This window comes from Paenibacillus sp. FSL L8-0663, assembly GCF_038008125.1.
In the GTDB taxonomy this organism is placed as follows: Bacteria; Bacillota; Bacilli; order Paenibacillales; family Paenibacillaceae; genus Paenibacillus; species Paenibacillus polymyxa_D.
Map to the genome: position 1 here is coordinate 2,696,188 of NZ_JBBOYM010000001.1, position 14,025 is coordinate 2,710,212.

Below are 14,025 nucleotides of genomic sequence, written 5' to 3' on the forward strand. Positions count from 1 at the left end.
CAAAATAGGGAAACTGCCCCAAAGCTTTCAAATGGCTTTGGGGTAATCTGAACAAACCACAAAAGTCGCAAGTCTCCATTAACCTCGGATATTTACGGCTTTTGTGGTTTGAATTATGAACTTGGTGAACCTATGACTCATGCAATTGCGCTGGCTTCTGGTGCCGCCGACTTATGAATACCAAAGACAATGCAATTACCGTGAGGATAATCCCAAGCATTTGAAATCCCTTGAAGCTAAATGTACCTCCCATTACGATAGCTATCAATAATGAAGAGATAATGGTTCCCAGATATCTTGATGTGCTAAATAATCCGGATGCTACACCGATTATTTCTTTTGGAGAACTTTGGAACAGGGCTGCTTGCATACCTACATTGTTCAAACCGTTGCTAATACCGAATGCAGCTAAAGCCAAACACACGCTGATAACCGGTGAATTTGGATTCAATGTCACGAGCCACACTGACCCCAATGTCATCAGAATTGCGGACACCAGCAATGCCGGTCTGGGTCCTGATTTATCGATCCATTGTCCTGCAATGGGAGAAGTAATTAGCGAGCACAAGCCTAAGCTTAGCATGAGAATGCCTGTTTGGAACTCGCTGACATGACGTACCATTTGCAAGTAGGACGGAAGCCCGAAAAAGAGCGAGTAATATAGTACGTTAACGAGCATGAATTCGACATTAATCCAAATCATTGCAGGGTAACTGGCGAATGTGCGTAAAGGAATAAAGGGTGATGTCGCTTTTAACTCATGTCGTACGAATGCCCCCAGCGCAACGAAGCCTATCAGCCCGACAATGACATTTCCTAATGAGATATGCCCAGATGATTTTGCCGAGAGTAACCCAACTAGCAGGGCAACCAGACCCAATGTGAAGAGCAGAATCCCTGTTGCATCAATCAAATCAAACCATTTACGAAAAGACATGTTGCGTGCTACGGATGTTGGCAGTTCGTCCTTAGGAATATTCCTCCAAGCCAATACAAAGCTGGCCACCACAAACGGAATATTGATGAAAAAGATAGCAGGCCAATTCCACCAATGAATCAAGACCCCGCCAATAAAGGGGCCAATTGCTGCTGCTCCAGATAGGAATATGGACAAAACAGACAACGCAGTTGCTTGTTTCTCTGTAATATGAATTCGAACAATAGCCATTCCAACTCCAACCATCATGCTTGTTCCGATGGATTGCACAATGCGGAACATGATGAGCCACCCGAAATTTAGTGATAATGGAGCTAATAATGATGCAATGAAGGCTACAACAAGCCCGGTAAGGAATATCTTCCTACGACCAAATAAATCGCTGGCCTTACCCATGACAGGTTGAGCGATGCTACTTGCAATGTAGAAAGAAAAAATAATCCAGGAAACACCTGTAAAGTCAAGATGGAACACACTTTGTAGACTTGGAATAGCAACTGAAACCATCGAAGAATTTAATGGGTTCAATAGTATCCCTAGACCAACTGAAATCATTAACCACCAGCTGCGAACGCTCATTTCTGGTCCCCCCATAGCGAATTAATGTCATCGTACTTGAAATCGATTATTTATTCCAACGCATTTGATGTTATAATCTCATTGACTTGAGGGAATGAATGGAGGGCATAATGGAACTTCTTCAACTGCAATATTTTCTGACGGTAGCTCGTTTGGAACATGTGACCGAAGCTGCACGAAGTCTGCACGTTACTCAATCGTCGCTGAGCAAAACGATTCAGCGTCTGGAGGAAGATCTGGGGGTTCCTCTATTCGATCGAACAGGGAGGAAACTGCGATTGAATGAGTTCGGAAGCAGATTCCTTCACCGTGCAGAGAGGGCTTTATTTGAATTGGAGCAGGGGAAGCAGGAGCTTAGCGATTTTTCCAGCCCGGAATATGGCACTCTCGAATTGGCGGTGACCACCGCAAGCACATTACCCAATATCCTGCGAGAGTTTCGGAAAAAGCGACCTTATATTCATTTTCATGTGCAAATGCTGACCACACAGGAAATGGTAACGCTTCTTCATAGAGGCGAGGTCGATTTTTGCTTGTCCTCACCTCCAATAGAGGGGGATAACATCGAATGCCAGATCGTGTTTATCGACCCAATCCTTGTAGCTGTTCCAAAGGGGCATCGGCTGGCAGATCGAAGCAGTGTAACGTTGACAGATCTAAGGGATGAATGGTTTGTCGGTGTAAAGAAAGGCTACGGTACTCGCGATTTAGTGGACTCTGTATGCAAATCGGAAGGATTTGTACCTAGATATGTGTATGAGGGGGATGAACCTGCAAGGCTTAGTACGCTTGTGGAAGCTGAAATTGGCATAGCCTTCATACCAAGCACGGCAAGGAATTCACGGGAACATCTTAGATATCTCCGAGTAGAAAATCACGAATTGGTACGGGAGATCGCTTTATTATGGCATAGGAGTCGGTATATTTCGCGGGCTGCTCTGGAATTCCGTGAGGTAGTTGTAGAATATTTCGGAGCGATATCCCAACAGACAATTTAATCCCAAATATAAGCGAAATAAAAACATTAACAGAAGCGGTAGCGTAGGACATGTTAACCAAACGTCCTAAGCGGCCGCTTATTCTTTTATTCAACTGTAAAATTTGTAATTTCAATTTGTATGCTACCATACACACACGCCCAGCTATTGAAGAAGTTTTTGGATTGTACTAACCCATCCTTCTTAGCTGACGAAACTGCTCCGGTGTGATACCTGTTTGCTCCCGAAACCTCTTGATAAAATAGCTGCTTTGATGAAAGCCAGTTTCCAGTGCAATCTGCTTTACAGTGAGTGCCGTGGATACAAGGAGATGCTTGGCCAACGTTATTCGACATTGGAGTAAATATTGAGCTGGGGTACTGCCCATGATCTGATGGAAGAGCCGGCTAAAATGAAAGGAGCTATAACCTGACGTCGCAGCCATTGTCTTCAAATCGAGCATGTTCCGACAATGCACACGAATAAATTCCGCCGTATGACGAATCCTTTCATGGACGGTGCCGCCGGGAGAGGTGCCGAAAATTTGGTTGGAATGGTGGACGATCTCCAGAAGAATTTCATAAAGCAGGGAAGAGATCCGTACATCATAGTCGTGACGGTAAGCTTGGGCAAGTTGCAACATTTCTTCCATCAGCGGTTTTAAATGTTCTGGCCGATGGAGCGAGAACAGATACGGTTCGTGCATGCTTCGGCCTTGTAATAGCGAATCTACATCTTGCCAGTCAAAATGAATCCATCGGACATCCCAGGGATCCTCGGGTTTAGTTCGATATTGCTGCGTCGTATGTTTGCCGAAAAGAAAGCCCATACCAGGCGTAAGCTCGATTTCCTTCCCATCATGCACAATAGCGCCTTTCCCTGCAAAAATGATATGTAAATTGTATTCTATCAGTAATCCTGGATTCCTTCGCTCCCCATGATTGGGGAAATTCTTGTAATGCCCTAACGATTCGGGAAACAGTATACCTTTATTTAGAATGGGTGAAGGAAGATAACAATCTATTTTAATCATGTATCCATCTCCTTGAGTAAGTTAGCAAAAAAGTAATTCAATTAGCAAAATCGAGTTATTCAAATCCATTTATTCTTATATTACAATAGATACAATTATAAGCGAATCACATTTTTGTACTATCACTTCTACTGAAGGAGAATTGGAGCATGCCGAAATCCTTATCTTTAGATCGCTTTCATTTGGGAGCTTGTTATTATCCTGAACACTGGGACGAATCGTTGTGGTCGGACGATCTCATAAGAATGAAAGAACTGGACTTCAGCATCATTCGGATTGGAGAATTTGCTTGGTCGATCTTCGAGCCGGAGGAAGGAAAATTCGAATTCACGCTGTTTGACCGTTTCTTGAAGCAGGCAGACTCGATCGGGATTCAAGTGATCATGGGCACTCCAACAGCCACGCCACCGGCATGGCTTACTTATAAGTATCCCGAAGTGCTGAACGTATCCATGGAGGGGGTCACGTTCCAACACGGTCAGCGTCGGCATTATAATTATAGCAGTCCCATTTATTTGGAGCTTTGTGCACGTATTACAAGAGAGATAGCACAACATTACAAAGATCATCCGGCCATCATTGGGTGGCAAATTGATAATGAGCTGAACTGCGAGATAAACGTCTTCTATGCCGAGGCAGATCATCAGGCTTTCCGGCGCTGGCTAGAGGCAAAATACGGTACATTGGAGCAGCTCAACAAGGCCTGGGGTGCTGTATTCTGGAATCAAACTTATGACAGCTGGAAGCAGGTTCATCTAACTCGTCCAACCGTATCCGGGTCAACGAATCCTCATCAGGCTTTGGACGAGAAACGATTTATATCCGATAACACCATTACGTTTGCCAAGCTACAAGTGGACATACTTCGGTCAGTGGCGCCTAATCAGTGGGTGACAACCAACGGTGTGTTCGGGCATTTGGATAGCCATAGGATGACGGATCAACTACTTGATTTTTTCTCGTACGATTCTTACCCTCAATTCAGTACCATTTATCCGGACCAAGGGGAGAAGCCATTGCTAGATCGCAAGTGGGGGCTTTCTTTAAGTAACGTCAGAGGGATGTCACCAAATTTCTGCGTGATGGAGCAGCAATCCGGTCCGGGAGGATGGGTGAACAGGATGGAGATGCCATCCCCGCGTCCGGGGCAGATGCGATTGTGGACCTACCAAAGCATTGCTCACGGGGCAGATATGATTTTGTATTTCCGCTGGAGAACGGCAACGTTTGGTACGGAAATGTACTGGCATGGAATTAATGATTATCACAATCAGCCGAATCGTCGGGTCGCTGAAGCAGGCCGCGTCGGAAAGGAGCTGCAAAAGGTCGGAGGACGGATTCTTGGCAAACGCTACGTGGCAGAAGTTGCTCTACTTCGTGATTATGATAACGAGTGGGATGGCGAGTTGGATAAATGGTATGGTCCCTTGAAAAAGCAAAGTGAGCTCGGCTGGTACAAGGCACTGCAGTATGGACATATACCTTCGAATATGGTTACAATCCGTCCGGGTATGGAATCAGAGCAGCTGCCGGAACTGGGAAATTACAAGGTATTAGTATACACACATCCGGCGATCCTAAGAGACAGTACAGCAGCTATGTTGCAGAAGTATGTAGAGGATGGGGGCATCCTGATCTTCGGTTGCCGCACCGGTTATAAGAACGAGTTTGGTCACTGCCGTATGCAGCTACTCCCAGGGCCTGCAGCCGAAATGAGTGGCGTTCATGTAGAGGACTTTACGATGGTAAATGGGACGGCATCACCTGTATCGGTGCGGTTTAAGGAACAAGCCCTTGATTTTTGGGCTCCAGACTTCAACGACATTTTGAATGTTCATGCTGATACGGTAGAAGTACTTGCAGAGTACGCATCAAGCTACTATGAAGGAAAACCGGCCTTGACCGTCAATCGTGTTGGCGAGGGACTGGTCTACTATTGGGGCGCAGCTTTTGACTTACCGATAGCGGCTGAGCTTCTAAGACAGCTGCCGGTGGCATCTCCGCTTGCGGGGTGGTGCCAAGCTCCTTCGACGGTAGAAGTTGCTATTCGTGCGGATGTACAAGAAGAGCTGGTATTTCTATTGAATTACAGCGGAGAAACGGCTCAGGTTAAACTGAGTGTGGAGACGGAAGATCTCCTTTCCGGTAGCAAGCTTACGGGTACCGTACCATTGGAACCGTATGGAGTATGGGTATTAAAGAAAGTTTAAAATAAAAAGAGCATCAGCCGCTGATCTTAATCCGAAGATCAGTGGCTTTTTATTGTATTAAGCAAGGGAATAACATGTTGTTTTTGTGTACAAGGTTCGGCTCAATAATCGCTGTCTTTCCTATGGGTTCTTGAACCAGAGAAATCGAACATGATCGGTATTTAATACAAAATTAATAATTTAATACAATATTATTGACGCTTTTTATATTGGTGTGATGTGAAAGGCATGCTCGTCTGGTCAGAAATGACGTCGACCTTTGAGTTCAATGATCAGGCGGTTAGCCGCTTTACGAAGGAATGGCTGGAAATCGTACCGCAGCAGTACAATCATCCAAGTATCATAACTTGGGCCCGTCCAATGAATCGTGTGGCATATCGACCATTGAACATGATGTAAGCCAGCAGCAGTTCACGCAAACGGTCTCGGATATTTTTAACTCTTCATGATTATGTGGAAACGGGCGAAGAGTTTTTGGGGCGATATCAGGAAAAGGAAAGCATCGTAAACAACAGCATTTCCTTTATTCAGTCGAAGCTTCTATCGAACGTTTCCGTGCAATCACCGGAGCAATTAAAGCGACCCCCTATCTCTCGGGCTATTGCTATACACAGGTGACCGATGTACAGCAGGAAGTCAACGGGTTGTTGACGGAAGACCGAAAACCGAAGGTTCCGCTTGAAGTGATTCGGGAGATAAATCTGGCTTGAAGCGATAATTAAGATAATAGTATTTGCAGAACGGCTGTATGCTGTCTCTTCCGTTGGAGAATAAGGAATACGGCATCTTCAGCATACTTTTCGCATATAGGCTTTTTAGTAGAAAACTGGATTTAACTATTTTGATTTTTTGTTCCCCACTCACATAATCCTTCCAAAACAGGTAATAGCGTTTCTGCTTTATCTGTGAGACTGTACTCGACTTTAGGAGGAATTTGAGGATATTCTTTTCGATTTACCAGACCATCCGCTTCCAATTCTTTTAGTTGTGAACTCAATGTTTTATAAGTAATAGCCCCTATCTGTCTTTTCAGATCATTAAAGCGAACGGTCCGGTTTTCGGCTAGGAGATAAATAATAACCATTTTCCATTTACCACCAATCAATGAAACTGTATAACCAAAAGGTGTATCTTGAATATTTTTAACTTTACCTTTAAATTCAGCCATACTCATGGTTACAATATCCTTTCGGGTAGTACCTATCAAAATAGTGCGTACTACGTTTTTATTTGTGTTCAGTTTATACTAACCTTACTTTTGAAGTAAAGGAGAGAATAACATGACTAAAAAAACAATACGCCTGTTAATGCCACAATGGCAAGGGGGAAACAATCCTAATTACTCTTTTGGAGCCGAACTGCTTGCTTGGCTAGCTCCGGATAATGATCAACCCCTTATTCATGTTCCAGTTCAAGCTTATGATGGAACTCCACTTGAAAACGAAAACGGTATGAATGGGAGAACACAGCTACTTGAACAATTAGAGGCTGCTCAGCATATCATTGATGCTCATAAGCCAGATCGCATTGTAATGTTTGGTGGTGACTGCTTAGTGGAACAAGCTCCATTTGCCTATTTAAACGAACGATATGGTGGGGAATTAGGTTTAATTTGGATCGATGCTCACAGTGATTTAGTTAGATATGTAGGCTATGATAACGGACATACATTACCGCTCGGAAATCTGTTGGGAGAAGGAGATGAGGAATTCGCAAAGCATGTGAAAATCCCTCTAAAACCAGAAAATGTTTTTATCGCAGGATTAGCAACTCCTACAGAGCAAGAAATAGAAGTGATTTCAGAAGCGTTTCAAAGACTAGGTATAGCACCAACAGAACCAGATACAGAAGTGATTCAAAGACTAGGGATTAAAACTGCAGAAGCTCAAGAGTTAACAAACAGTACTGAATCTATAAAAGAGTGGATTAAAGAAAGTGGCATTAAGCATCTGGCTATTCACCTTGATTTAGATGTGCTTGACCCAAAAGCATTTCGTTCTTTATTATTCGCCAACCCTGAAGCACCTTATAATTATTCTCCTGCGGGAACAATGCAAATGCCCCAACTACTTAATCTGATTAGAGAACTATCTGAAGAAACAGATGTAGTTGGCTTAGGTATAACGGAGCATATGCCGTGGGATTCTATTAATTTAAAAAATCTGCTTGGAGAGATACCTATATTAAATAACTAAGTTCATACACGGATTATAAGAGAACAATGATCTGCTTACAGTTTGTCTGGTTCTACTCCGCTTGTACTTTTCGGAAGCTGCACATTAGGCGAATATCCCCTATAATGGATCTTAAAACTAATTACAGAAGCGTCTTATTATGTAAAAGTACGTTGAAATCGGTTACCCAATATATGAAGAAATGCCTGTTTATCCAGGATTGCCAGAAGTGAGGTTAGAGCCTAGAGAGCGTTTGGACAAAGGGGATGACTGGAATGGAGTGTGTTAAGTATAGGCTATTTTGTTCACTATGGCTTGGTTAACATCATCAGCACTGCAAGGAGAGACAACAATATATACGCATAAGAAGTCGCCATTTTGGCGGCTTTTTTGTTTTGGATAAAATTTATAGTAAGCCTTCAAAGGTGCCTATAATCTTTATAATGATGGTTTGACACTGAATTAGTGGGAAATGTGGGAAGGCGGTTCACTTGCATCATTTGCTGAATAATTGATCATTAGCTCATAGTCTCTTTAAAAAACGTTTCTTTTAGGGAGTTACAATAACAGCTAATTAAATAATTTACATGATTCAGGCGCATTGTTATGAGTTTTTCAAATAGATTTTAAAACTTTTTATTAATCAAGGAATAGTGCTGGAGGACAAAAATATATATGCTTTAGGTCGCTTTGATGAATTTTATCTCTGGAGGACGATATAGAAAATCAATCGAAGCGAAATAAGTGATGTAACTCTAAATGAAAGCGGTTAAAGGAGGAGCCTTTATTAAGCCTTTGGGATGAAGATTTGAATAGAAAACTATGAAGGGAGGGTCGACCTAGAAAAGACAATTTAGGTAAATTAGTGAACTTCAAGATGAATAATACAGGACTAATCAAGCAGTTGTTTATTTATATGAATTGGAGGTTTTGAGATGAAAAAAACCATAACATGTTTGATTTTGTTTGGTCTGCTTATTAGTCTGTTGCCGATCAAAAATGTGAACGCTTCCGAAAGCCTTGTTCTCACCAAATCGGCAACTGCAAGCTCCGTCGAAGATTCGAGTAAGGCGGCTGATTTTGCGATTGACGGGAATTCACTAACTAGATGGTCTTCACAATATTCAGATCCACAGTGGATAAGTGTAGATCTCGGCAATACTACCGAAATCAATGGGGTTACGCTTAACTGGGAAGCCGCTTATGCGAAGTCCTTCCAAGTTCAAACATCAACGGATAATGATCATTGGACTACCGTCTATTCCACTACGACTGGAGAGGGAGGAATCGAGAAGATATCTTTCGAAGCAACAAACGCAAGGTATGTAAGAATGAACGGCATCGAAAGGGCTACTAGCTACGGATATTCTCTCTGGGAATTCGAAGTGCATTCAGCCGACGAACCGGAGGATAACACACCTCCAACAGCGCCCTCCGGTCTGACTAGTTCCTCTATATCTGATACGACGGTAAGCTTAGAGTGGACGGAATCTACAGACAATGTAGGGGTTTCCGAATACGACATCTACAACGGATCAAAGCTAATAGGCTCCAGTGCGTCAACGTCCTTTATCGTTACTGGCTTAACAGCTAACATGGCGTACAGCTTTTATGTGAAAGCCAGAGATGCTGCTGGGAACGCGTCGGCTGCAAGCAATGTGATTGATGTGAACACTAGCGCATCCGACACAAGTATTGTTTCAGGTGAAATTTATAAACTAACAGCACAACATAGCGGAAAAAACCTAGAGGTAGCAGGAAACTCCACTGCCGATGGAGCCAAGGTGCAGCAGTGGACGGACAGCGGCAGACCCCAGCAGAAATGGAAAGTGATCGACGTTGGCGATGGATACTATAAACTGATTGTGCAATCCAGCGGTAAAGCATTAACAGTAGCTGGAGGTTCTCTCGAAGATGGTGCTAATGTGCAGCAATGGACAGACAACGACTTATCTAATCAAAAGTGGAAGATTATTAGCGTCGGCGGCGGATATTATAAGTTGCTCGTTAAATCTAGCGGTAAAGCGCTGGATGTAATCGGGGGTTATACTAATGATGGGGCAAATGTACAGCAATGGGTGGATAACGGAAATGATCAGCAGAAATGGAAGTTTACGCTTGTCGAATCCACCGCTGATACGACAGCACCAACGGCACCAGCGAACCTGAAAAGCTTTTCCAAAACAAACACTTCGGTAAGTCTTATATGGGATGCTTCAACAGACGATGTAGGGGTTACCAGCTACGATGTGTATAATGGAACAACATTAGTCGATTCAACCGACACGACAAGTTATACGGTGACAGGACTTACCGCCAATACAACGTATAGCTTCACAGTAAAAGCCAGGGATACGGCAGGGAATGTTTCAACAACAAGCAATATCACAAATGTGACGACAAATGCTACCTCTGAGAATACAGGCTTTTATATTAACGGAACAACGCTGTACGATGCCAACGGAAATCCGTTCGTAATGAGAGGAATCAATCACGCTTATACATGGTATAAGGGTCAAGAGTCAGCAGCGATCCCTGCCATTGCGAGAACGGGAGCGAACACCATCAGAATCGTACTGTCGGATGGTCAGCAATGGGCAAAAGACAATCTGTCTGAGCTACAGAATTTAATCACTTTATCAGAGCAAAACAAATTGGTTGTTGTCCTTGAAGTACATGATGGTACAGGGTCTGATAGCGCTACTGTATTGAATAATATTGCGAATTACTGGATTGAAATGAAAGGTGTACTCATTGGAAAAGAAAGCACCGTTATCCTCAATATTGCGAACGAATGGTATGGAACATGGGATGGCGGAGGCTGGGCGCAAGGCTATAAGTCTGTTATACCCAAGCTTAGAAATGCCGGCATCAAAAACACAATCATGGTTGACGGAGCAGGATGGGGACAGTATCCGCAATCTATTTTTGACTACGGAACAGAAGTCTTTAATGCAGATCCGCTTAAAAATACGATGTTCTCTATTCATATGTATGAATATGCCGGTGGAAATGCTGCTACAGTAAAAAGCAACATGGATAATGTACTGAATAAAAACCTGGCTCTTGTGATTGGTGAATTCGGCATCAAGCATACGAGTGGTGATGTTGATGAGGCTACCATTATGAGTTACGCTGAGCAAAAGGGGGTAGGTTATCTAGCATGGTCTTGGAAAGGAAACAGCGCGGGTCTCGATTATTTGGATATGGCTACTGACTGGGAAGGAACAAGTTTTACGGAACAAGGTCGTATTATTATTGAAGGTCCCAATGGTATTAGGGCGACATCGAAATTAAGCACAGTTTATATTGGTTCAGCCGACAAATAGCCTTCTACCGCTCCTTCCAATCTTGCGGGCGCAGTTATATGTACTAAATCCTCTTATCGGCCGATTCCACATGCAGCTACATTTCTCGCTTCCAAGAAGGCTAGTTGGCTTATCCAGATTACACCTTGAGTTATTCCAAAAATCCAGCGAATTTAGTTTTATGAATGAACAGAGCTGAGAAATGACAACTTAAGAAAGTAGTATACATCACAATTTCCAAAGGAGGATCTCTGTTATGGCTCACCAGAAGAAAAGGAAAGAAGCAGCCTGGAAGTCACGAAAGCAAGAACAGCATCCCCATGGTAAAGTCAAATCGCTCAAGGAGTTGTCCAGCGAATAGGATTGACGAGTATACTGCTTAAAAGAGAAGAGCTGTCGATGAAATTCATCGGCAGCTTCTTTTTGCAATAATTTCGCTTACACAAAGAATTCCCTTAATGCTGCAACTGGATTTACTAGCAACCATTCAGCTATTGCTTGTAAGCTTTTCAGATTGAGGGACTTGCAAAAAGTGTATCTTGATGACAGACAGTTAGGATTGGGTGGGGATCAAGCAACGCAATGATCTTTCGGACATTTTAAGCTCGATAGAAGACATGTCTTCAAACATCAAATTGCTATGTGCTACATTCATCTTCACCAATTTTAGACCAGTAACTTATAGCGTTCTAGTATAGAAGGTATCTTCTTAAATTCGTTTTTCAGAAGGGTGCCAGTTCCGGCTAAAAATTGAAGCATCTCCTGACTAGGAGATGCTTCTTCTACGTTATGATTGGGTAGTCTGAGATAAGCTGATTTATCAGGATACGATTGAATTCAGGAGACCCTGCTTCACCTGATCCGACAGTGGCATAAGTGGCAGGCGCAATTGCTCGGCGGCAATAATTTCTTGCTGGGTAAGCCACCACTTGATCGCGGCCGGGGCTGGCTCTGCAAATACATGCTGGATCAGCGGTTCCAGTAGCTTAAAACTGTCTCGCGATCCGTTCATGTCGCCAGCTACAAAACGTTGGTACGTATCCACATACTTCTGGATATTGAGATGAGCGGATGCAAGCATACCGCCGGCAGCTCCCTGACATAGCATGGCATGGAAATAGGCATCCTCTCCGCAGAGGACAGGCTTGGTCTCGTACTGGGTCAATTTTAAGAGCAGATCAAGACCGCCCGTGCTGTCCTTGAGCCCAATTACGCCATCCAGGTCCAGCACCTTGCGTATGGTATCTATTGTCATGCGACTGCCCGTACGAACCGGAATCTCATATACAAGCACAGGCAGGCCTACACGAGATACGACACGGAAATGCTCCAAGATCCCTTCCTGCGTCGGTCGGTTGTAATACGGAGTGACCACCATGGCTGCATCCGCTCCTAATTCAGCCGCCATTTCCGTCCGATGCACCGTTGAATAAGTATCGTTCGTTCCAGTGCCAATGACGATCGGAATGGTTTTGTTCATGCTCTTCAGAACATCCTGCGTCACCTGTACCATTTGCTTCACTTCATCCCAGGATACGGTTGGCGACTCTCCTGTCGTACCGTTAACAACCAGACCCTGAATGTCATGGCCTGCAAGATAGGTAACATACTTCCGGTACGAATCGATGTCCAACTTATAGTCACGCGTAAAAGGTGTAATCAGCGGTATGAAAATCCCATGAATATGTTGTTCGTTCATCATCATCAGTTATCCCTTCCCGTTGAATTAAATCTAATGTAACATAGGAGACAGCATCGGAGTTATCTATAATAAGCGATGATTCTAATCAAAATTTTCGATGGGGTGGCCAGAATGGATTTCATTTATCTTCAGACATTTCGGGAAGTTGCTATTCGTGAAAGCTTTACGAGAGCAGCAGAAGTGCTCGGTTACGCACAATCCAGCGTCACGACCCAGATTCAGAAGCTGGAGAAAACGTATCAAGTCAAATTGTTCGAACGCTACAGCAACAACAAGATTCGTCTTACCTCTGCCGGGGAAGAACTGTTCAAGCTTGCTGGACAAATGCTGGAGCTTTTCGAGCAATCGAAAGAAAAATTGGCCAAGCAGGGCGGCGGCTCTATGACGATCGGTACTATGGATTCCATCGCTTCGTATTTTCTGCCGCCGTTTATGCAGGCAACTCGCAAAGAATACCCTGATCTGAACATACGATTGCATACGGATCGCGAAGAGATGATTTTGCACCAGGTCAGGGAAGGGGAGGCCGATGTTGGACTGATCCTCGCGGACGATTCAAGCAATCCGGCCTTGCAGTGGATTACGATTCGAGAAGAACCGCTTGTGCTGATTGTCCATCCGAACCATCCGCTTATCGCTAAAGAGCGGATCGGCCTGGATGATCTGGTGGGTGCGGAGTGGATCATGCCCGAGCATACGTGCAACTACAGACAACTGCTGGAGAGAGTGCTTCGAGCAAATGGAATCACCTATCGCGTAAGCCTGGAGCTGGGTAATCCGGAAGCGATCAAACGGAGCATCAAGACTGGAGAGGGTATATCCATTCTACCTCTAATGGCTGCGCTGGAGGAGATTGAACGGGAAGAGCTGAAGGTGTTACCCTTTGAGCATGCCGAGCTCAAGCTGGAAATTCAGCTTGTTCTTCATCCCAAGAAGTGGGTGTCCAACGCATTGAGCTTTTTTATGGAGAGCATGAGAATGTAGATTTTCCTCCATATCAAAAATTAATATACAGTACGAGCGCTTCCTAGTGGAAACCAGAAGCGCTCACAGTTTATTCAAATCATCCACGTATTTTTTTGAAAAATAAGCAATCAAAATGTGC

The 14,025-nt window shown here is 43.8% G+C and carries 10 protein-coding genes and 1 pseudogene; 7 read left to right on the plus strand and 4 right to left on the minus strand.

What is annotated here, in order from left to right:
* Positions 1 to 130: 130 nt before the first annotated feature.
* The gene (locus MKY75_RS11855) at positions 131 to 1,516 is read right to left on the minus strand and encodes an MFS transporter (RefSeq protein WP_340885383.1); all 1,386 of its coding nucleotides are present in this window, start codon (positions 1,514 to 1,516) and stop codon (positions 131 to 133) included.
* A gap of 110 nt (positions 1,517 to 1,626) precedes the next feature.
* Here MKY75_RS11855 and MKY75_RS11860 point away from each other — a divergent pair, with 110 nt between their 5' ends.
* Positions 1,627 to 2,514 (plus strand): LysR family transcriptional regulator, encoded by an 888-nt coding sequence (locus tag MKY75_RS11860; protein ID WP_165150619.1) that lies wholly within the window; start codon positions 1,627 to 1,629, stop codon positions 2,512 to 2,514.
* A gap of 169 nt (positions 2,515 to 2,683) precedes the next feature.
* On the opposite strand, the gene MKY75_RS11865 is transcribed toward MKY75_RS11860, so the two are convergent.
* A complete protein-coding gene (locus MKY75_RS11865) occupies positions 2,684 to 3,526 on the minus strand; it encodes a helix-turn-helix transcriptional regulator (RefSeq protein WP_340885386.1) in 843 nt (280 codons plus the stop codon).
* 149 nt (positions 3,527 to 3,675) lie between these two features.
* On the opposite strand from MKY75_RS11865, the gene MKY75_RS11870 reads away from it, so the two are divergent.
* Positions 3,676 to 5,736, plus strand: coding sequence for a beta-galactosidase (locus MKY75_RS11870; protein WP_340885388.1), 2,061 nt, complete (start codon positions 3,676 to 3,678; stop codon positions 5,734 to 5,736).
* A 198-nt stretch (positions 5,737 to 5,934) separates the two neighbouring features.
* A pseudogene (locus MKY75_RS11875) lies at positions 5,935 to 6,446 on the plus strand (glycoside hydrolase family 2); the annotation flags it as partial.
* Between the two features lie 122 nt (positions 6,447 to 6,568).
* Here the strand turns inward: MKY75_RS11875 and MKY75_RS11880 are convergent.
* Positions 6,569 to 6,910 carry a winged helix-turn-helix transcriptional regulator gene (locus tag MKY75_RS11880; RefSeq protein WP_029518466.1) on the minus strand — a complete coding sequence of 114 codons (342 nt, stop codon included), beginning with the start codon at positions 6,908 to 6,910 and terminating at the stop codon, positions 6,569 to 6,571.
* A gap of 106 nt (positions 6,911 to 7,016) precedes the next feature.
* Here MKY75_RS11880 and MKY75_RS11885 point away from each other — a divergent pair, with 106 nt between their 5' ends.
* The 3 genes from MKY75_RS11885 (at position 7,017) to MKY75_RS11895 (ending at position 11,579) form a co-directional block, all read left to right on the plus strand.
* Positions 7,017 to 7,931 (plus strand): arginase family protein, encoded by a 915-nt coding sequence (locus MKY75_RS11885; RefSeq protein ID WP_069011336.1) that lies wholly within the window; start codon positions 7,017 to 7,019, stop codon positions 7,929 to 7,931.
* 914 nt (positions 7,932 to 8,845) lie between these two features.
* Complete coding sequence (locus MKY75_RS11890; protein WP_340885391.1) at positions 8,846 to 11,239, plus strand: cellulase family glycosylhydrolase; 2,394 nt, start codon at positions 8,846 to 8,848, stop codon at positions 11,237 to 11,239.
* Between the two features lie 235 nt (positions 11,240 to 11,474).
* On the plus strand, positions 11,475 to 11,579 hold the full coding sequence (locus MKY75_RS11895) for a DUF6254 family protein (protein WP_023988604.1): 105 nt from the start codon (positions 11,475 to 11,477) through the stop codon (positions 11,577 to 11,579).
* A gap of 459 nt (positions 11,580 to 12,038) precedes the next feature.
* Here the strand turns inward: MKY75_RS11895 and dapA are convergent, their stop codons facing one another.
* Positions 12,039 to 12,920 (minus strand): 4-hydroxy-tetrahydrodipicolinate synthase, encoded by an 882-nt coding sequence (gene dapA, locus MKY75_RS11900; protein ID WP_340887089.1) that lies wholly within the window; start codon positions 12,918 to 12,920, stop codon positions 12,039 to 12,041.
* Positions 12,921 to 13,031: 111 nt separating this feature from the next.
* On the opposite strand from dapA, the gene MKY75_RS11905 reads away from it, so the two are divergent.
* Positions 13,032 to 13,904, plus strand: a complete 873-nt coding sequence (locus MKY75_RS11905; protein ID WP_340885394.1) for a LysR family transcriptional regulator — start codon at positions 13,032 to 13,034, stop codon at positions 13,902 to 13,904.
* Positions 13,905 to 14,025 lie beyond the last annotated feature (121 nt).